The sequence below is a fragment of the Rhizobium sp. BK060 genome (genome assembly GCF_014193145.1).
GTDB lineage: Bacteria > Pseudomonadota > Alphaproteobacteria > Rhizobiales > Rhizobiaceae > Rhizobium.
Map to the genome: position 1 here is coordinate 95,919 of NZ_JACHYW010000016.1, position 18,958 is coordinate 114,876.

Genomic DNA, 18,958 nt, shown 5'->3' on the forward strand with positions numbered 1-18,958 from the left:
AATCGGCCATAGTGGGTTACATGTTGGCTCTATAGGCGTAGGTTACTTGGGTTGCGACTCAGCAAGACAGGCGGACGGTGAAAATCTTCTTCGATGTCGACGGCGTGCTGATCGATGGATGGCACGCTAATCCGGAACTGCGCAAGCCATGGGATATGACAATCGAAGAAGATCTGGGTGTGGATCGCGATGCGTTCCAACAGCTCTTTTTCGGAACGCCGGGTGATCGCTTCCAGAGCCGGATGTTTGCATGCGTGACTGGACAAAGCGATTTGAAGGCAGCTCTCGCCGAAGTGCTTCCGCAGGTCGGCTATGCAGGCAGCGTGAACTCCTTCGTGCAGTACTGGTTTGAAAAAGATTCAAATCTCAATGCATCGGTTATCGGGCTTGTGTCCGAGCTGCGCCAGGCAGGCGATATAAAGCTGTATCTGGCAACCGGCCAGGAACATTACCGGGCACGATATCTGTGGAACGACCTTGGCCTTTCCTGGCTTTTCGACGGCATTTTCTACAGCGCCGAGATCGGGCATCCCAAAAAGGATGTCCGCTTCTTCGAGGCCATCAACGCCGCGCTAGGGATCTCCGGCGATGAGCGCCCGCTGTTTTTCGACGATCAGCCCGAGATTGTAGCGCTGGCGGCGCAGGCCGGATGGGATGGCAGGGCCTTTTCCTGTGAGCGGGACATCCGACAGCATCCGCGTCTGCGCGGACGGTGGCCCTAGGTGGCAACGCACCGGAGCAAAGCTCCTATTTGGAACTGCAGGACGGCGCCTTCGAGCTCCTTTTTTCATGTCGAAAGGATGAGGAGGTGGCAGAGGCCAGCATTGATGGCGGCATCGCCGGCTGTGCGGCGGTCGTCGCGTCAATGTTGCATTTTGCGGGTATCGATCTTGCTGCGGCCGACAAAAGCCAGTTGGTGGACGAGATCGTGAATATAGCTGGTGCGCTTGGCGGTCTGCTGGCCGTCTATGGGTGAGTGACCGCCAAGGCGGCTATCAAATCCGTCGGTTGAAGCCGGTGCGGCGAGCGGGCACTCTCGTTCGCTGCGCTGCATTTTCGAACACGCGTGGCGCGAATTCAAAATTGTTCTAAGCATCAGGGATTACAAGGCATTCATTTGCCATTCAGGTCGCTTGAGTACATAGTCTGGGCCAAGTTAGTATCCATTGAAAGCATTGCACATGGCCTCTCCCTTGAGCGTCGCAGCGCTAGCCGCCGGGCTGGCGATAACGTCGCCCTCACCGGATAATCCGCGTACCCTGACCGTGCGCGTTGCAGGCGATTGCAGCGAGGCCGCGCGTGAGGTTGTGGAAAAAACGGGAGGCCAGCTCCTTTCCGTCCAGCCTTTGGGCGATAGCTGCATCATTACCGTTCTCGTCCAGGGCAACGGCCAGCGCCCGCGCAAGGTAACCGTCAAGGTTCCGATGTAGGCAGAATCGGCCTATCTAGACGCCGAAGAGATCAAGCGGAGTAAAGCGGACCGATGCGCATTCTGGTAGTCGAAGACGATGTTAACCTGAACCGGCAGCTCAGCGATACCCTCAAGGAAGCTGGCTATGTCGTCGATCAGGCGTTTGACGGCGAGGAGGGGCACTTCCTCGGCGACACCGAGCCCTATGATGCGATCATCCTCGATATCGGCCTGCCGGAGCTGGACGGCGTGACGGTGCTTGAGAAGTGGCGCGGCGCAGGTCGCGGCATGCCGGTGCTGATCCTCACGGCTCGCGACCGATGGAGCGACAAGGTCGCCGGCATCGATGCCGGCGCCGACGACTATGTAACCAAACCTTTCCATGTCGAGGAAGTGCTGGCACGGATCCGCGCCTTGATCCGCCGGGCGGCGGGGCATTCTTCGTCCGAGATCATCTGCGGCCCGGTGCGCCTCGATACCAAGAGTTCGAAGGCCACGGTCAACGGCGTGGCGCTGAAGCTGACCTCGCATGAATATCGGCTGCTTTCCTATCTCATGCATCACATGGGCGAAGTGGTTTCGCGCACCGAACTGGTCGAACATATGTACGATCAGGATTTCGACCGCGATTCCAACACGATCGAGGTTTTCGTCGGGCGCCTTCGCAAGAAGATGGGCGTTGACCTGATCGAAACGGTGCGCGGGCTCGGCTACCGCATCCAAGCGCCGAACAATGCGAATTAAATCGCTTACTGCACGCGTTCTGCTGCTGACCACGATCTGGTCGACCGTCGCGCTCGTGGTCATCGGCCTGCTGATCTCGACGCTGTATCGGAAGAGCGCTGAGCGCGGTTTTCAGGACCTGTTGCGTGCCCAGCTCTACAACGTCGTCAATTCAGTGACGATCGGCGATCAGGGGGCACTCAGCGGTAGCCCGCAGCTCGGCGACCTGCGCTTTGCACAGCCGAAGACGGGCTGGTATTGGCTCGTCGAGCCGCTCGGCACCTACACGGCTCCGCCGCTGGTGTCGCCGTCGCTTGGCTCGATCTCGATCCCTGTTCCCTCGGTTCTCGAAGCGCCCTTCGACAAGAATTACGAGCGTTACTACCAGGTAACCGATGCCTCGGGGAACCGTATCCACGTTGCCGAGACCGAAGTCGTTCTGGATACCGATGGCCGTGCTGCGCGCTTCCGCGTTACCGGCAACGTCGATGTTGTCGAAGACGACGTCCGCAATTTTTCCCACAGCCTCTATCTGGCGCTGGCCGGCTTCGGTGTCGGCAGTCTAATCGTCAACGCACTGGCCATTCTCTATGGCCTCAAGCCGCTCGATAAGGCGCGCGCCGCGCTTGAACGCATTCGCGCCGGCGAGAGCGAGCAGTTGAAGGGCGCGTTCCCGCGCGAAATTCTGCCGCTCGCCAACGAGGTCAACGCCCTGATCGACAGCAATCGCCGCATCGTGGAGCGGGCACGCATGCAGGTCGGCAATCTCGCCCACTCCCTGAAGACGCCGATTGCCGTGCTGCTCAACGAGGCGCGTGTCCTGGAACGCTCTCACGGTGATCTCGTGCGCAGCCAGGCAGAGGCGATGCAGGGTCAGGTGCAGTCGTATCTGAATCGCGCCCGGATTGCCGCACAACGCGAATCCGTGCTCGCCCGCACCGATGCCGAGCCGGCGCTGGAACGGCTGGTGCGCGTGATGCGGCGCTTGAACGTCGACAAGGAGTTCGAACTTACGGTGACGCCGCCCCATCTCGCGGTTGCCATGGAGCAGCAGGACCTCGAAGAGGTCGTCGGCAACCTTCTCGAGAATGCCGCTCGTTTCGCGGCGACCAAGGTACGCCTGTCCGTTACGGAGGCGCCCGAAGATATCAAGGGTGCCGAGGGCAGTGGGCGTCGCCACTGGGTCGAGCTTGTTGTCGAGGACGACGGGCCGGGACTTGAGCCGGATCAGATCCGCGAAGCGCTGAAGCGCGGCAAGCGGCTGGATGAAAGCAAACCAGGCACCGGGCTTGGGCTGTCCATCGTGACCGAGATTTCCAACGAGTATCAGGGTCGGCTGGAATTGTCCCGCGGGGAGTGGCGGGGTTTAAAGGCTCGGCTTATTTTGCCGGGCATCACAAAGGATGTTGCGTGAGCAATTGCTTGATGTCACATAGACCTAGGCGATTGTATAGCATGCTTTGCCTTATTGCCGACACGGCTTGGTGCGCGTGTGGCTCGTTGATTGACACCTGATTCTGGTTCGGCTGAATGATGCTACGTCTGCAAGGCATGATTGTTTCCTCGCTCCTCGTCGCCATGACGCTTTCCGGATGCCAATCGACGAAGAGCGGTGGCTCCGGCGGTCTTTTCTCGCGGAAGCCTCCGCCTTCGGCTACCTATATTGGAGCGTTGCAGGGCGGCATCATCGGTCGCAGCGGCTTGGAACTCAGCGATAGCGACCGCCAGCGCGCCCTCGAAGCCGAGTATCGTGCCTTGGAAGGTGCCGGCGTCGGGCAGCCGGTTGTCTGGAGCGGACGTAACGTCAGCGGCAAGGTTGTCGCGGCTGCGCCCTATCAGGTCGGCTCGCAGAACTGCCGTCAGTATACACACAGCGTGACCATCGATGGCAAGGAGACGGTGGCGCGCGGCTCCGCGTGCCGAAACGACAATGGTAGCTGGTCGCCGCTGGGTTAGCCGGTTTCGCTGCATCGAGGAGACGATAGGATGAGCCGCTCACGGCATATTGCGGCCAAACGCCTCAAATAATCGTCATTGCGGCTTTGCTTGTTGGAATAGATGTTCGCTTCGAGTATTTGGCGCCTATGCTTTTCTGGATTCTTGTGGCCGCTCTGACGGCCGCCGTCGCTGCCATTCTGCTTTATCCGCTTTTGCGTGGCGCCAAAGCGGTCGATGACATGCGTGCCGGGGAGGCAGCCGTCTATCGCGATCAGCTGCGCGAACTCGATCGCGACCGCGCCGGCGGACTGATCTCAGCCGATGAAGCGGATTATGCGCGGGCCGAAATCGGCAGACGCCTGATCACAGTCTCGGCCGCGCCGGTCACCGATCGCAAGCTTTCTAAGCATCACCGTCTCTCCGAAGCCTTCGTGCTGCTGATGTTGCCGATCGTGGGGCTCTGTCTTTACAGTCTGGTGGGGCGACCGGATTTGCCGTCGCAGCCGCTGGAAGCCCGACTTGAAAACCCCGGCAACGACATGGCGATCCTGGTCGCCAAGGCCGAGCGGCACCTGGCGCAGAATCCCGATGACGGCAAGGGCTGGGACGTGCTGGCGCCGATCTACTTCAACACCATGCGCGTTGCCGATGCCGAGAATGCCTACCGGAATGCGATCCGCATGCTCGGGCCAAGCCCGGCGCGGCTGGACGGGCTTGCCGAGACGCTGATGGCGACCTCGAACGGCGTCGTCACCGAAGATGCGCGCAAGGTGCTGGAGCAGTCGCTTCAGCTGCAGCCCGATAATCCGAAGGCAAGCTTCTATATTGCGCTCGGCATGGAGCAGGCAGGCCGGTCTGCAGAGGCTAAGGTCGCCTTTGAGGCCCTTGCCAAGCAATCACCCGCCGACGCGCCATGGATGCCGCTTGTTGCCGAGCATATTGCAAAGAATGCCGGCGCATTGCCGAGCGGCGCTGCGAACGCGCCGGGCAATCCGACGCAGGCGGACGTTGCTGCCGCCGAGAACATGAACGCTGGCGACCAGCAACAAATGATTCAGGGCATGGTGGAAAGCCTCGATGCCAAGCTCACCGAAGACCCGAACAATCTTGAAGGCTGGTTGCGGCTTGTCCGCTCTTATGTCGTATTGAAGGACAAGGATCGTGCGGTTGGAGCTCTGAAGCGCGGACTGGCAGCGTTTCCGGCGAGCAGCGAGCAAGGCAAGCAACTGCTGGCGCTGGCACGAGAGCTCGACATCGCGACAGAAGGAATGACGGAATGACGCGCAAGCAGAAGCGCTTGGCAATCATCGGCGGCGGCATGAGTTTCATCATTGCCGCCGTGCTGCTCGTCATGTTCGCCTTCAGCCAGTCGGTGGCCTATTTCTATATGCCGGCGGATATCGCAAAGAATCCGGTGCCGCCCGGAACCCGGATCCGGCTCGGCGGTCTTGTCGGCGAGGGGAGCATCGTGCGTGGCGCGGGATCGACGGTGCAGTTTGCCGTGACCGACGCGACGGGCGACCTTGTGAGGGTACGATATACCGGCATTCTCCCCGATCTCTTTCGCGAGGGGCAAGGGGTCGTGACCGAGGGCCGTTTCGAAACCGGCAGCGACGTCTTTACCGCCGACACCGTGCTGGCCAAGCATGATGAAAAGTACATGCCGAAGGAAGTCGCCGACAAGCTGAAGGCGCAAGGGCTCTGGAAGGAAGGGGAGGCGGCGCAATGATCATCGAGATCGGCCACTACGCTCTCATTCTTGCGCTTGCGACGGCGCTTGTGATCTCCGTTGTTCCGGTAATCGGTGCAAGACGCCTCGACCGTGCGATGATGGACGTCGCGTCCGTCGGCTCCCTGGCGATGTTTGCACTGGTGGCCTTCTCGTTCGCCGTCCTGACCTACGCTCACGTCGTCTCCGACTTTTCGGTGGCGAACGTCTGGGAGAACTCGCACTCGCTGGTGCCGCTGCTTTTCAAGTTTTCCGGCGTGTGGGGCAATCACGAAGGTTCGATGATGCTCTGGCTGCTGATCCTGGCGCTGTTCAGCGCTCTGGTGGCAGCCTTCGGACGCAATTTGCCTGACACGTTGCGGGCAAACGTGCTTGCCGCGCAGGCCTGGATTTCGGTCGCCTTCATTTTGTTCATCCTTCTGACCTCTAACCCCTTCATGCGCCTGGATCCGGCTCCGGCAGAGGGGAAGGACCTCAACCCTGTCCTGCAGGATGTCGGACTCGCGATCCACCCGCCGTTGCTCTATCTCGGCTACGTCGGCTTTTCCGTCTGCTTCTCCTTCGCCGTGGCGGCCCTTCTCGAAGGGCGCATCGATGCCGCCTGGGCGCGCTGGGTGCGGCCGTGGACGCTGGCTGCCTGGACATTTCTGACGCTCGGTATCGCCATGGGTTCTTATTGGGCATACTACGAGCTTGGATGGGGCGGCTGGTGGTTTTGGGATCCGGTCGAGAATGCATCGTTCATGCCGTGGCTTGCCGGAACGGCATTGCTGCATTCGGCACTCGTCATGGAAAAGCGCGAGGCGCTGAAAATCTGGACGGTTCTGCTTGCCATCCTGACGTTCTCGCTATCGCTGACGGGCACCTTCCTTGTACGATCGGGCGTTTTGACCTCGGTGCATGCTTTTGCCAGCGATCCCACGCGCGGCGTTTTCATCTTGTGCATCTTGCTGATTTTCATTGGCGGAGCACTGTCGCTCTTCGCGTTCCGCGCGCCGCGGCTTTCGGTAGGCGGCTTGTTCGCCCCGATTTCGCGCGAAGGGGCGCTCGTCCTCAACAACCTCATTCTCACGGTGGCTTGCGGAACGGTGCTGACCGGCACGCTCTATCCGCTGCTATTGGAGACGCTGACGGGCGACAAGATCTCGGTCGGGCCCCCCTTCTTCAACATGACCTTCGGACTGTTGATGGCGCCGCTCTTGGTCATCGTGCCCTTCGGTCCTCTGCTTGCATGGAAGCGCGGTGACTTGCTTGCTGTTTTCCAGCGGCTCTATCTTCTCGCGATCCTGGCCTTTGTCGCGGCAGTCGCGTTCTTTTACGTCGAGCATGGGGGGCCGGTGCTTGCCGTGCTCGGGCTGGCTGCCGCTCTTTTCCTGATTTTCGGCGCGATTGCCGATCTTTGGTATCGCGCGGGAGTGGGCAAGGTTGCAGCTTCAGTCGCCTGGAGGCGCCTTGCCGGTCTGCCGCGCTCGGCTTTCGGCACGGCGCTCGCGCATGCCGGGCTTGGCGTGGCCGTCCTCGGCATCGTTGTGGTGACCACTTTTGAAACCGAGCATGTGGTCGAAATGAAACCCGGCCAGACCGTAGAGGCCGGAGGCTATTCCGTGCGCTTTGACGGCATAAGGCCGGCAAACGGGCCGAATTACAGTGAGGAGCGCGGCCACTTCAGCATCGGTCGCGGTGGCGTGGAAGTCGCGGATGTGTGGTCGTCCAAGCGGATCTACACGGCGCGCCAGATGCCGACGACGGAGGCCGGCATTCTGACCTTCGGCCTTAGCCAGCTCTATGTGTCACTGGGGGATGCGACGAACGACGGCGGCATGGTGGTGCGCATCTGGTGGAAGCCTTTCATCCTCTGCATTTGGGGTGGTGCAGTGATCATGGCGATCGGAGGGTTCGTCTCGCTGAGCGACCGGCGCCTGCGTGTCGGCGCTCCGAGCCGGAGGGCAAAGCCGGCGCGTCCAGCGATGGAGCCGGCGGAATGATCCGGCGCTTCGTCCTCGCAATGGCCGTGGTTCTTTCGTCCGTGCCGGCCTTTGCGGTCAACCCGGACGAGGTTCTTGCCGATCCGAAGCTGGAGGCACGGGCCCGGGCGATTTCCGCGGAACTGCGCTGCATGGTCTGCCAGAACCAGTCCATCGACGATTCCAATGCCGAGCTCGCGAAGGACCTGCGCTTGCTGGTGCGCGAGCGGCTGACCGATGGCGACACCGACGAGCAGGTCATGAACTACATCGTCTCGCGATACGGCGAATTCGTGCTCTTGAAGCCGCGTTTCGTAATGAAGACAATTCTGCTATGGGGCGCGCCGCTTCTGCTGGTTGTTGCAGGCGGCCTGTCGCTGATCGTCTTCGCGCGCAAAAGCGCTGGCCGGCCGACGGGCTCAAAGCTGACCGCCGAAGAACAGGCCCGCTTGAGTGAACTGCTCGATGAGTGATCTTTACGACTGTCTGCGGAGGCGACCACGCACCGCAGACGCGACGAGCACCGCGGTACACGTCAGCACGACGCAGCCGGCCGCAATCGGTCCTGCCGACGGCGAGTAGACGTCCATTACCGCGCCCACCGAGGATGAGCCCAAAGCACTGCCGACGGCGTAGGCAAGGGCGAAGGCTGCACTTCCCGCGACAAGCGTGTCTCCCGCGTAGCGTTCGCCGAGAATTGTCAGGGCGCAGGTGTAGAGCGAAAAACTCGCTGCTCCCATAATGCCGAACATCACCAGAATCGCTGCCTGCGACTGAAGAAACGGGATTGCGATGAAACTCAGTCCCGCCAGCAGGCCAGAGCAGATGGCGACGCCGAAGCGCGAGGTCTTGTCGAGAAGCCAGCCGACCACCGGTTGGGCAAGCGCGGTTGGCAACGCGAGCACCGTAACGCTGACGGCGGCGAACGCCTCGGAATAGCCGAGCCGGACGAAATAGACCGGCATGGCTGAGATGGCGGCAATGTCGGCGAATGCAAATGCGACCACCATGCAGATCAGGATCGGCGCGCTTTTGACAAACTTGAAAAGGGCGCCCGATGCGGCCTGTTCGGGAAGCGTCCGTGCTCGCCTGGTGAGGATAATCGTCAGAAAGGCGACGCAGGCGACGTAGACGGCAAGCAGAGCGAAGGCAAAGCCTTGTTCCGTGCCGAAGATCGGAATGACCAGCGGACCCGCGGCAAAGCCGCCGCACATGCCGGCCCCATAGAGACCGGAGACGCGCCCGCGCAGGCGGTCAGGGCAGGCCGTGTTGAGCCAGGCCTCGCTCAACATGAAAATCAAACTGACGAAGAAGCCGAGAAAAAACCGGGCGATGCACCAGACCCAGAAGATGTCGAAGGTCGCGAAGGTGGAGAGGCTGACGGCACAGCCGATCAGACCCGCAACGATCAGCCGATCGCCACGCACCTTTCGCGACAGCCACGTCACCGCGAACGTCGCCACAGCCAGACCTGCCGCAAAGCAACCGGCGTTGAAGCCGATGAGGCTCGGCGAAACATTGCGATGCTCGAGGACGAGAGAAATCAGCGGATAGGTCAGCCCCTGTGCAACCGCGAAGGCGGTGACACCGAAGATAACGGCAGCGAGCGCAGCAGTATCTGGCGCAAAATCCTCTCCCGTGACCACATGGGCCATGGTTTCGTCCTCCTCCGGTTGCAGGGAGGAGGCTTATCGACTCCCGACGCTTTCGTCGAGGGAGATTGCCGCACGGGATCGAAATGCGGTCGTATTGCACATTACGAATTTTTCATCGCACGGACAGTTCGCAGTAAGGTGTGCCGTCCTATATCTTCCTTCATCAACCGATCCGGTCATCCTGATCCTGTAGATGTTGAAGTCAAAGAAGGTGCCACTCATGTTCAAGAATATCAAAGCTCCGTCGCTCAATACCGCGCTGAAGGCTTCGACCGTCGCCGGTCTTGCCGCTGCGGTGCTTGCGACCGGTATTCCCCTCGAAATCACCCGTTCCTATGCCGAAGCCGTAAAGGTTCAGGCTCCGTCCGTTCCGAGCTTCGCGAACGTCGTCGACGCCGTCTCGCCGGCAGTTGTTTCGGTGCGTGTCGAAAACCGCGTCAAACCGGTGTCCGATGATGAGGCGAACGGCTTCACGTTCGACTTCAATGGTCGCGGCTTCGACGATCTTCCGGATGCCCTGAAGCCCTTCTTCCGCCAGTTCGGTGAGCAGGGTCCGCAGGGCCAGCAGGGCCGCCGCGGTCCTCAGGGGCATCATGGCCCGCAGGATGGCAAGGGCCGTCTGCGTCCGGTTGCCCAGGGCTCCGGCTTCTTCATTTCTGAGGATGGCTACATCGTCACCAACAACCACGTCGTTTCCGATGGCGCAGCATTCGTTGCAGTGATGAACGATGGCACCGAACTCGACGCGAGGTTGATCGGCAAGGATCCGCGTACCGACCTCGCCGTTCTGAAGGTTGATGGCAAGGGCCGCAAGTTCACTTACGTCAACTGGGCAGATGACAACAATGTTCGCGTCGGCGACTGGGTTGTCGCGGTCGGCAACCCGTTTGGTCTCGGCGGTACGGTAACAGCCGGTATCGTCTCGGCCCGTGGCCGCGACATCGGTTCTGGTCCCTATGATGATTACTTGCAGGTCGACGCTGCGGTGAACCGCGGTAACTCCGGTGGCCCGACCTTCAATCTCAATGGCGAAGTCGTCGGCATCAACACCGCGATCTTCTCTCCGTCCGGTGGCAGTGTAGGTATTGCGTTTGCCATCCCGGCGTCTACGGCCAAGGACGTCGTTGCCGACCTCATGAAGGACGGGCAGGTGTCCCGCGGCTACCTGGGCGTTCAGATCCAGCCCGTGACCAAGGACATTGCCGACTCGCTCGGCCTTTCCGAGGCAAGCGGCGCCCTTGTAGTCTCCGCTCAGGCGGGCACGCCGGGTGAGAAGGCAGGCATGAAGGCTGGCGATGTCGTCACCGCCGTCAACGGCGAGACGGTCAAGGATGCCCGCGATCTGAGCCGCCGTATCGGCGCCATGACACCCGGCAAGAAGGTCGAGCTTTCTGTCTGGCGCTCCGGCAAGGCTCAGTCCCTGACGGTCGAACTCGGAACGCTGCCGGCCGAACAGAAGGATGCTTCCGCTGACGACGGCGATCAGGCACCGGAAAGCCAGGCTCCTGCTTCGGAAAAGGCACTCGCTGATCTCGGCTTGACGGTTGGTCCTTCTGACGATGGCAAGGGCCTGCAGATCACCGGTATCGATCCGGACTCCGACGCTGCCGACAAGGGCATCAAAGAAGGCGAGAAGATCACCTCGGTCAATAATCAGGAAGTCTCGAGCGCCGACGATGTCGTCAAGGTCCTGAACCAGGCGAAGAAGGATGGCCGCACCCGGGCACTCTTCCAGATCCAGTCGAAGGACGGCAGCCGCTTCGTCGCCCTTCCGATCAACGACCAGGGTTAATCCTCCGACCCTGACAGAGTGGGAGCCGCGCCTTCTGGGCGCGGCTTCCTTTCGCCAATATCGTAGGGTGATTGCAATGACCTCTGTGCGACAGGAAGAAGCTTTGAGCCTTGCCGAAACGCAACCGGCGGGTAATGTCGGCCGCATGAAGATTCTCATCATCGAAGACGATCTGGAAGCAGCGGTCTACCTTACCAAGGCGTTTCGTGAGGCCGGCATTGTGGCCGACCATGCAAGCGACGGCGAAAGCGGGCTCTTCATGGGCTCGGAAAACACCTACGACGTGATCGTCATCGATCGCATGCTGCCGCGCCGCGACGGTCTGTCCGTTATCAGCGAATTGCGCCGCAAGGGAATTCACACGCCTGTTCTCATTCTCTCCGCTCTCGGTCAGGTGGACGATCGTGTTACCGGTCTCAGGGCAGGTGGCGACGACTATCTGCCGAAACCCTATGCATTCAGTGAGCTTCTCGCCCGTGTCGAGGTGCTCGGTCGCCGTAAAGGCACGCCGGACCAGGACGTTGTTTATCGCGTCGGCGACTTGGAACTCGACCGGCTCGCGCATGAGGTCCGTCGCGGCGGCAAGGAGATACCGCTGCAGCCGCGCGAATTCCGTCTCCTTGAATATCTGATGAAGAACGCCGGCCAGGTCGTCACTCGCACGATGCTTCTCGAGAATGTCTGGGACTACCATTTCGATCCACAGACCAACGTTATCGACGTGCATGTTTCGCGGTTGCGGTCCAAGATCGAGAAGGACTTCAGCCAGCCGCTTCTCAAGACCATTCGCGGCGCGGGGTATATGATCAAGGACGAGGGATGAACCGTTTCTGGTTTCTCTTCAAGTCCACGGCAGTCCGCCTTTCGGCACTTTACATCCTGCTCTTTGCCATCTGCGCCGCGACGCTGGTCTTCTATGTGACGGCAATGTCCGAGCGGCTTCTGACCAACCAGATCCGCGAAGCCGTGCAGCAGGAAGTGGATCAGGTCCAGCGAGCGTACGATACCGGCGGCATGAATCTTCTTCTGCGCACGATGGAACGCCGCGCGCGCCAGCCGGGCGCCAATCTCTATATTATTGCGGGTCCTTCAGGCGATATTCTCGCCGGGAACGTCGCGTCCGTGCAGCCCGGTGTGCTCGATGAAGAGGGGTGGACTTCCTTGCCCTTCATGTATCAGCGCTATGCGGATAGCGGCCTCAGCCGCCGGCATATGGCGGTCGCTAACATTTTCGTGCTGGACAACGGGTTGCGCCTGCTGATCGGCCGCGACCTGGGCGAGCCCGAAGCATTTCGCGGGCTGGTCCGGCAGGCGCTGATGATTGCTCTCGCGATCATGGGTCTCGGGGCCATCGTCATCTGGTTCGGGATCGGTCGGAACGCCCTGAAGCGCATTGACCGCATGTCCGATGCCAGCAAGAAGATCATGGCAGGTGATCTCTCGCAGCGTCTTCCGGTTGGGGGCTCTGGCGACGAGTTCGATCGCCTCTCTGTCTCGCTCAATACGATGCTCGGACGGATAGAGAAGCTGAACGAGGGTTTGCGGCAGGTCTCCGACAATATTGCGCATGACCTGAAGACGCCGCTGACGCGGCTGCGCAACAAGGCCGCCGACGCCCTGGATACCACTGACGGCTTGATGCGGCGCACCGCCCTCGAAGGAATCATCTCCGAGTCCGATCAGTTGATCCGCACGTTCAACGCCCTACTAATGATTTCGCGTGTTGAGGCGGGCTCTGTCGCCGCTGAAATGTCGCCTGTCGATCTCTCGGCCATCGTAGCGGACAGTGCCGAACTCTATGAGCCCGTCGCCGACGAAGCAGGCTTGGCGCTTACGTCGTCGATCGAGCCTGGTATCGAAGTGCAGGGCAATCGCGAGCTGATCGGCCAAGCGATTTTCAATCTCATCGACAATGCTATCAAGTATTCCTCGGATGCGGAGGGCCACGGCGATATTGCGCTGACACTGCTCCGCCGCGCTGATGGCATTTGCCTCTCCATTGCTGACCGTGGGCTCGGTATCCCAGCCGAGCAGCGAGCAGATGTGCTGAAGCGCTTCGTGCGGTTGGATGAAAGCCGCTCCAAACCCGGCACCGGCCTTGGCCTCTCATTGGTCGAGGCGGTCATGGAATTACACGGTGGTAAGCTCGAACTGTCCGATACGGATCCGCAAAGCCAGGAAAAGCGAGGTCTTACCGTCAGCATGATCTTTCCAGTGAAGTAGCGTTGCAGGAGCGCGGCGGCGGCGGATCGAATTCGGTGTTGGCCATCGCCGCCGCAGACCCTACCTTAGACCGCAATTGCCGGAAGTTGCTATGATTCTCCCCGGCGGTTCTCGGTTCTATTCGCCAGGGAGGGTGCATGCTGACGAGTTCGAGGCATAGCCTTGCTGAAGTAGCCGACGGGTTGCTGAAGCCGCTGAACAAGAGCGAGCTGAAACTTGCACAGGCAGATCTCCAGAAGATCGGCAAGAACGAGCCTGCAGTGGCCGAGATGCTGACGGCGGAAAGCAACCTTCGCGACTTCATCACGGCTGCGCTGACCTTGTCTCCCTACCTGCGTGAGATTGCGAACATCGATACGGCGATCCTCGCGGATGCGATCTCGGAGCCGCTGGAGCCTCGGATTGAGGCGCTGATCGCGGAGGCAAGGGCCTGCTGGAGGCCCCAAGGAAACGGCGAGCCGCCCAGCGAGGCCGAAGTCATGAGCCTCCTGCGCATCGTCAAGCGCAAGGTCGCCTTCCTTGTCGCTCTGGCCGATCTGGCGCGGGTATTCGATGGCCGTGCGACGACTGCCTGGCTCACCCGGCTTGCGGAAGCGTCTGTTGCTGCGGCGATCGATCACCTCCTTCTGGCCGCTCATGACGGCCGCAAGATCGCGCTGAAGGACGTCGCCGCTCCAAGCGAGGGGTCTGGCTTGATCATTCTCGGGATGGGCAAGCTCGGGGCTTCCGAGCTCAACTACTCATCCGATATCGATCTGGTCGTCTTCTTCGATGAACAGGCGGGAATCGTCGCGGATCCCGACGACGCGATCGATATCTTCCCGCGGCTGATGCGACGGCTTGTGCGGATCATGCAGGAGCGGACGGCGGATGGATACGTCTTCCGCACCGACTTGCGGCTGCGGCCCGATCCGGGATCAACGCCGCTTGCCATCCCCGTCGACGCGGCCATGATCTACTATGAGGGTAGGGGGCAAAACTGGGAGCGCGCCGCCTTCATCAAGGCGCGTGCTGTCGCTGGCGATTTTGAGGCTGGCGAGCAGTTCCTGCGCGGGCTCGTTCCGTTTGTGTTTCGCAAGTATCTGGACTACGCGGCCATCGCCGATATCCATTCCATCAAGCGGCAGATCCATGCCCACAAGGGACATGGCGCGATCGCGGTCAAGGGACACAATGTAAAGCTCGGCCGCGGCGGCATCCGCGAGATCGAGTTCTTCGCGCAGACACAGCAATTGATCGCCGGCGGCCGGATGCCGTCTCTTCGTTGCCGTGGCACCGAAGAGACGTTGGCGGAGCTGACAAGGGCGAAATGGATCGACGAGGAAACGCGGGACGAGCTGACCGAGGCATATTGGTTCCTTCGCGACGTCGAACATCGAATTCAGATGGCGCACGACGAGCAAACGCATCTTCTGCCCGAGACCGAAACCGATCTGAAGCGCATCGCCTTCATGATGGGGTTCGACGATACGGCGAGCTTTGCCGCGCGCCTGGTCGAGGTCTTCAAAACCGTCGAGCGGCGCTACGCGCGCCTTTTCGAACAGGAGACCAAGCTTTCGACGGAAACAGGCAATCTGGTTTTTACCGGGCAGGCCGATGACCCCGATACGTTGAACACCTTGCGCAAGCTGGGCTTCGAACGGCCCTCCGATATCTCACGCGTTATCCGTACCTGGCACTACGGTCGCTACAAGGCGACGCAGTCGGTCGAGGCGCGCGAGCGCTTGACCGAACTGACACCGGAACTGTTGCGCGTGTTCGGGGAGAGCAAACGCGCCGATGAGGCGATCCTGCGTTTCGACAGCTTTCTGTCAGGCCTGCCCGCCGGCATTCAGCTGTTTTCGCTCCTCGGCAGCAACCCGGCGCTTCTATCGCTCATAGTCAACATCATGTCCTCGGCTCCCAAGCTGGCGGAGGTCATCGCGGCCAAACCGCATGTCTTCGACGGCATGCTCGATCCCGGGCTGATGGCCGAATTGCCGACGCGCGCCTATCTCGCCGAGCGCATCCGCAGCTTTCTCGCGCCGGCACGATACTATGAGGAGGTGCTGGATCGACTGCGCATCTTCGCAGACGAACAGCGCTTCCTCATCGGCATCCGGTTGCTGACCGGCGCGATCCGGGGGGCCATGGCCGGCCGCGCCTTCACGCATTTGGCCGATCTCGTCCTCGAAGCGGCGCTCGATGCCGTGATGAAGGAGATCAGGACGGCACATGGCGATTTTCCGGGTGGCCGGGTGGCTGTCGTCGGCATGGGCAAGCTCGGGAGCTTCGAACTCACCGCCGGCTCCGATATCGATATCATCTTGCTCTACGACTACGACGATGAAGCGGCGGAATCCTCAGGTCCCAAGCCACTCGACGCGACGCGCTACTTCACCCGCGTCACGCAGCGGCTGATCTCGGCGCTCTCGGCGCCGACGGCGGAGGGCGTACTTTATGAGGTCGACATGCGCCTTAGGCCGTCCGGAAACAAAGGGCCGGTCGCTACCCGCATCAAGTCCTTCGAAAAATATCAGCGTGAAGAGGCCTGGACTTGGGAACACATGGCGCTGACGCGTGCCCGCCTCGTGTGCGGTGACAGAGTGCTGATCAGTGAGGCCGAGCGGATCATCGCCGACGTGCTCCTTTCGAAGACCGATGTAGAGAAGATCGCCAAGGACGTGTCCGAGATGCGCGCCTTGATCGAGCAGGAAAAGCCGCCCACCAGCATATGGGACCTGAAGCTTATTCCGGGCGGACTGATCGACATCGAATTCATCGCGCAGTATCTGCGGCTCGTTGCCTCGACGAAAGGCATCGTCGTTGAGGGGGATGACTTCAACACGGCGGGGCAGGTGAAGCTTCTCGGGGTGGAGCTGATGGACCGCGACGACATGGAGCTTTGCCTGGCGGCGCTGTCGCTCTATACGGATATTTCGCAGCTGATCCGCCTGTGCATCGACGGCCTGTTCGATCCCAAGGAGGCTCCGGCGGGCCTCACGGATCTCGTTTCCCGTGCGGGCGACTGCCCGGATATCAAGACGCTCGAAGGAGAGATCAAACATCTTTCGAAAGCCGTCAGGAAGATTTTTCAGACGGTAGTGAAAGCCTAGTGACCGTTGTTCGGGATGTGCAGTGAAATGACCGTGCCGATCGCCTCGCGCGAGCGGATTTTCATTTTGCCCCCGTGAAGGGTCGTCAAAGAACGCGAGATGGCGAGGCCGAGCCCAGAACCCCCCTTGCTTTTCGCGTACTGGTTTTGGACCTGCTCGAAGGGCTGGCCGATCTTGCCGAGCGCCGCGCGAGGGATGCCGATGCCGGTGTCTGCAATCGTCAGCATGACGCCGCTGTTGGTGCGACGCGTGCGAACGGCGATGCGGCCGCCTTCGTTGGTAAACTTCACGGCGTTGGAAAGCAGGTTGAGCAGGATCTGCTTCATTGCGCGGCGATCGGCAGTCAGCCGCATCCCATCGCAAATGCGCTGTTCTACGAAGATATTCTTCTGTGCTGCCGGGATCGCAATGAAGCGAAGGCTTTCTTCGATGAGCGGCGCAAGATCGATTGCCTCGCACTCGAGCTTCATGTGGCCGGCTTCGATCTTCGACATGTCGAGAATGTCGCTGATGACGTTCAGAAGATGTTTGCCGCTGTCGTGGATGTCGCGCGCGTATTCATTGTACTTCGATGAGCCGAGCGGGCCGAACATCTGATCCTGCAGGATTTCCGAAAAGCCGAGGATTGCGTTGAGTGGCGTCCGAAGCTCGTGGGACATATTTGCCAGGAACTCGCTCTTTGCCCGATTGGCGCCCTCCGCGCGCTCCTTCTCAACCAGATAGTTGGAGTTCGCAACGGAGAGCGCGGCCTTCTGGCTTTCCAGAGTCTGGCGGGAAGCGGAGAGGTCACCGATGGTCGCCATGAGCCGGCGTTCGGAGTCACGCAGACGCTCCTGGTTGCGTTTCAGCAAGGTGATATCAGTGCCAACCGACACCATGCCGCCGTCGCGCGTACGGCGCTCATTGATCTGCAGCCAGCGCTCGTCGGCAAGCTGGACTTCCGTCGTGCGGGAGTATCCGGAGCCGTCGGCGTCAGCGATCCGGCGTTCGATGACGGGGCGAGCCGCCGCGGCGTTGACGACTGTGCGCTCGGTCCCTGGAACCAGAACGCTATCCGGAAGTCCATATGCCTGCTGGAAGTGCGCGTTGCACATGACGAGACGGTCGTTCTTGTCCCAGAGCACGAAAGCTTCCGATGTGCATTCGATGGCGTCTGCCAGTCGCTGGTCGGCCTCGGCGTAGCGTTGGGCTAGGCGATGCTGCTCGGTCACGTCCATCGCAATGCCGATCATGTGAACGCGGCCGGAATTGGTGCGGATCACCTGGGCGCGGGCTCGCATCCAGACATAGTGACCGCCGGCATGCCGCATGCGGAAGATCTGATCGACCTGGCCGGCATCGCCGCGGGCAATCGACCGGGCGATTTCGTAAACACCGCCGTCATCCGGATGCATCAGGCGGGCCGCATCGCTGAAGCACATCATCCGGTCTGAACCGGGAAGGCCAAGCATCTCGTACATCGAGCGCGACCAGTAAAATTCGCGCCTGTCGAAATCGAAATCCCAAAGCCCGCAGCGGCCGCGCGACAGCGCCGTTTCGACGCGGAGGTTCGACTCCACAAATATATCGTCAGCATCGCGGGCGCGCTTCACCTGCATGTAGTAGGCGTAGAGGATGACGAGCAGGATCGAGGAGATGCCTGCGAAGAGTGTCACGTTTAGCGTGACTTCGTCCCGCCAGAGCTTGCCGATCCGCTCCAGCGATGTCGCGGCGACGACATACCCGCCGGAGCCGCCGATCAGGGTAATCTCGGCGTAGTACGGACGGTCGCTGATCGTCGTCTCGATGACGCCAGCGCGATCGCCGAAACGGCGGATTGCCGAGATCTCCGCGAAGAAATCACCGACGCTGGCGCCAAGATAGGCTGAGCCGGCCGCCGTGGCTGCAAACACCTTGCCGTTCGGCTGCACCAGCAGCACGAAGGCGTCGTCGTCCAGGCGGTCCTGCGGCAGGAAGCGCGCCAGCCGAGCCTGCGCCTGCACGGCGTCGGCGGCCTCGAATATCTGGTCGGCATCGGCGAAGGCCGCAGCAGCGGTCGCGGCGGCGAGCGCGGTGGCGTGACGGGCCGCAGCCTCGGTTCGACTGTACTCGGAGACCATTCCGAAAAAATGCGACGCAGCCACAACCGCAAGGAAGGCCACGATCAGGATTGGAATAATTCGCTTCAGGACGATTTCGACCTGGGACAGGTTGCGCGAGGACGACAAGGAAACGCTTGAGCGATTGGCTGAAAAGCTTTCACGCCAGGCCAGGAGGCCGTCGAAATCGACACGCAGCCGCCCGTCGGCTGCGGTTGCCCGCCGCACGTTCATCATCTCTTCAGCCTTGATCCCTCGTGTGATTCGCAGCGCCGCTCGCCCGAACCTAACTCAATGAATCACTGGTGATTCGCCTTGTCCAGAGGAAAAGGTAAGAATCTGTTAACTGA

Annotated in this window: 16 protein-coding genes; 14 read left to right on the forward strand and 2 right to left on the reverse strand. The window is 61.0% G+C overall.

What is annotated here, in order from left to right:
- Positions 1-77 precede the first annotated feature (77 nt).
- The 10 genes from FHT71_RS18655 (at position 78) to FHT71_RS18700 (ending at position 8,238) form a co-directional block, all read left to right on the forward strand.
- Positions 78-722, forward strand: coding sequence for an HAD family hydrolase (locus FHT71_RS18655; protein WP_132592052.1), 645 nt, complete (start codon positions 78-80; stop codon positions 720-722).
- 86 nt (positions 723-808) lie between these two features.
- The gene (locus FHT71_RS18660; protein ID WP_183721345.1) at positions 809-976 is read left to right on the forward strand and encodes a hypothetical protein; all 168 of its coding nucleotides are present in this window, start codon (positions 809-811) and stop codon (positions 974-976) included.
- Positions 977-1,181: 205 nt separating this feature from the next.
- A complete protein-coding gene (locus FHT71_RS18665; protein ID WP_007801209.1) occupies positions 1,182-1,430 on the forward strand; it encodes a hypothetical protein in 249 nt (82 codons plus the stop codon).
- Between the two features lie 53 nt (positions 1,431-1,483).
- Positions 1,484-2,155, forward strand: a complete 672-nt coding sequence (locus tag FHT71_RS18670; protein ID WP_018860060.1) for a response regulator transcription factor — start codon at positions 1,484-1,486, stop codon at positions 2,153-2,155.
- A complete protein-coding gene (locus FHT71_RS18675; protein WP_132592049.1) occupies positions 2,145-3,548 on the forward strand; it encodes a HAMP domain-containing sensor histidine kinase in 1,404 nt (467 codons plus the stop codon). Before FHT71_RS18670 ends, FHT71_RS18675 begins: the two co-directional genes overlap by 11 nt.
- Positions 3,549-3,664: 116 nt before the next feature.
- Complete coding sequence (locus FHT71_RS18680) at positions 3,665-4,090, forward strand: hypothetical protein (RefSeq protein ID WP_132592047.1); 426 nt, start codon at positions 3,665-3,667, stop codon at positions 4,088-4,090.
- A gap of 128 nt (positions 4,091-4,218) precedes the next feature.
- Positions 4,219-5,352, forward strand: a complete 1,134-nt coding sequence (gene ccmI, locus FHT71_RS18685) for a c-type cytochrome biogenesis protein CcmI (RefSeq protein ID WP_183721348.1) — start codon at positions 4,219-4,221, stop codon at positions 5,350-5,352.
- Complete coding sequence (ccmE, locus tag FHT71_RS18690; protein ID WP_007789169.1) at positions 5,349-5,801, forward strand: cytochrome c maturation protein CcmE; 453 nt, start codon at positions 5,349-5,351, stop codon at positions 5,799-5,801. The genes ccmI and ccmE overlap by 4 nt, the downstream gene beginning before the upstream one ends.
- A complete protein-coding gene (locus FHT71_RS18695; RefSeq protein ID WP_132592045.1) occupies positions 5,798-7,786 on the forward strand; it encodes a heme lyase CcmF/NrfE family subunit in 1,989 nt (662 codons plus the stop codon). Before ccmE ends, FHT71_RS18695 begins: the two co-directional genes overlap by 4 nt.
- Complete coding sequence (locus tag FHT71_RS18700) at positions 7,783-8,238, forward strand: cytochrome c-type biogenesis protein (RefSeq protein WP_183721352.1); 456 nt, start codon at positions 7,783-7,785, stop codon at positions 8,236-8,238. The genes FHT71_RS18695 and FHT71_RS18700 overlap by 4 nt, the downstream gene beginning before the upstream one ends.
- A gap of 3 nt (positions 8,239-8,241) precedes the next feature.
- Here the strand turns inward: FHT71_RS18700 and FHT71_RS18705 are convergent, their stop codons facing one another.
- Complete coding sequence (locus FHT71_RS18705) at positions 8,242-9,420, reverse strand: MFS transporter (RefSeq protein ID WP_183721355.1); 1,179 nt, start codon at positions 9,418-9,420, stop codon at positions 8,242-8,244.
- Positions 9,421-9,640: 220 nt separating this feature from the next.
- Between FHT71_RS18705 and FHT71_RS18710 the strand changes: the two genes are divergently transcribed.
- The 4 genes from FHT71_RS18710 (at position 9,641) to FHT71_RS18725 (ending at position 16,530) form a co-directional block, all read left to right on the forward strand.
- On the forward strand, positions 9,641-11,212 hold the full coding sequence (locus FHT71_RS18710; protein WP_132592039.1) for a Do family serine endopeptidase: 1,572 nt from the start codon (positions 9,641-9,643) through the stop codon (positions 11,210-11,212).
- Positions 11,213-11,288: 76 nt separating this feature from the next.
- The gene (locus FHT71_RS18715) at positions 11,289-12,035 is read left to right on the forward strand and encodes a response regulator transcription factor (protein ID WP_007789174.1); all 747 of its coding nucleotides are present in this window, start codon (positions 11,289-11,291) and stop codon (positions 12,033-12,035) included.
- Positions 12,032-13,435 carry a HAMP domain-containing sensor histidine kinase gene (locus tag FHT71_RS18720; protein WP_132592037.1) on the forward strand — a complete coding sequence of 468 codons (1,404 nt, stop codon included), beginning with the start codon at positions 12,032-12,034 and terminating at the stop codon, positions 13,433-13,435. The genes FHT71_RS18715 and FHT71_RS18720 overlap by 4 nt, the downstream gene beginning before the upstream one ends.
- A gap of 137 nt (positions 13,436-13,572) precedes the next feature.
- Positions 13,573-16,530: a bifunctional [glutamine synthetase] adenylyltransferase/[glutamine synthetase]-adenylyl-L-tyrosine phosphorylase gene (locus tag FHT71_RS18725; protein ID WP_132592035.1), complete on the forward strand. Its 2,958-nt coding sequence runs from the start codon at positions 13,573-13,575 to the stop codon at positions 16,528-16,530.
- Here the strand turns inward: FHT71_RS18725 and FHT71_RS18730 are convergent.
- Positions 16,527-18,845: a PAS domain-containing sensor histidine kinase gene (locus tag FHT71_RS18730; RefSeq protein WP_183721358.1), complete on the reverse strand. Its 2,319-nt coding sequence runs from the start codon at positions 18,843-18,845 to the stop codon at positions 16,527-16,529. The genes FHT71_RS18725 and FHT71_RS18730 overlap by 4 nt on opposite strands.
- Positions 18,846-18,958 lie beyond the last annotated feature (113 nt).

What these genes read in the sequence shown, in the direction of transcription:
- FHT71_RS18715 (WP_007789174.1), top strand. Translation starts at nt 11,289, where the DNA reads ATGACCTCTGTGCGACAGGAAGAAGCTTTGAGCCTTGCCGAAACGCAA.
- FHT71_RS18730 (WP_183721358.1), bottom strand. Translation starts at nt 18,845, where the DNA reads ATGATGAACGTGCGGCGGGCAACCGCAGCCGACGGGCGGCTGCGTGTC.
- ccmE (WP_007789169.1), top strand. Translation starts at nt 5,349, where the DNA reads ATGACGCGCAAGCAGAAGCGCTTGGCAATCATCGGCGGCGGCATGAGT.
- FHT71_RS18725 (WP_132592035.1), top strand. Translation starts at nt 13,573, where the DNA reads ATGCTGACGAGTTCGAGGCATAGCCTTGCTGAAGTAGCCGACGGGTTG.
- FHT71_RS18705 (WP_183721355.1), bottom strand. Translation starts at nt 9,420, where the DNA reads ATGGCCCATGTGGTCACGGGAGAGGATTTTGCGCCAGATACTGCTGCG.
- ccmI (WP_183721348.1), top strand. Translation starts at nt 4,219, where the DNA reads ATGCTTTTCTGGATTCTTGTGGCCGCTCTGACGGCCGCCGTCGCTGCC.
- FHT71_RS18720 (WP_132592037.1), top strand. Translation starts at nt 12,032, where the DNA reads ATGAACCGTTTCTGGTTTCTCTTCAAGTCCACGGCAGTCCGCCTTTCG.
- FHT71_RS18710 (WP_132592039.1), top strand. Translation starts at nt 9,641, where the DNA reads ATGTTCAAGAATATCAAAGCTCCGTCGCTCAATACCGCGCTGAAGGCT.
- FHT71_RS18700 (WP_183721352.1), top strand. Translation starts at nt 7,783, where the DNA reads ATGATCCGGCGCTTCGTCCTCGCAATGGCCGTGGTTCTTTCGTCCGTG.
- FHT71_RS18670 (WP_018860060.1), top strand. Translation starts at nt 1,484, where the DNA reads ATGCGCATTCTGGTAGTCGAAGACGATGTTAACCTGAACCGGCAGCTC.
- FHT71_RS18695 (WP_132592045.1), top strand. Translation starts at nt 5,798, where the DNA reads ATGATCATCGAGATCGGCCACTACGCTCTCATTCTTGCGCTTGCGACG.
- FHT71_RS18675 (WP_132592049.1), top strand. Translation starts at nt 2,145, where the DNA reads ATGCGAATTAAATCGCTTACTGCACGCGTTCTGCTGCTGACCACGATC.
- FHT71_RS18665 (WP_007801209.1), top strand. Translation starts at nt 1,182, where the DNA reads ATGGCCTCTCCCTTGAGCGTCGCAGCGCTAGCCGCCGGGCTGGCGATA.
- FHT71_RS18680 (WP_132592047.1), top strand. Translation starts at nt 3,665, where the DNA reads ATGATGCTACGTCTGCAAGGCATGATTGTTTCCTCGCTCCTCGTCGCC.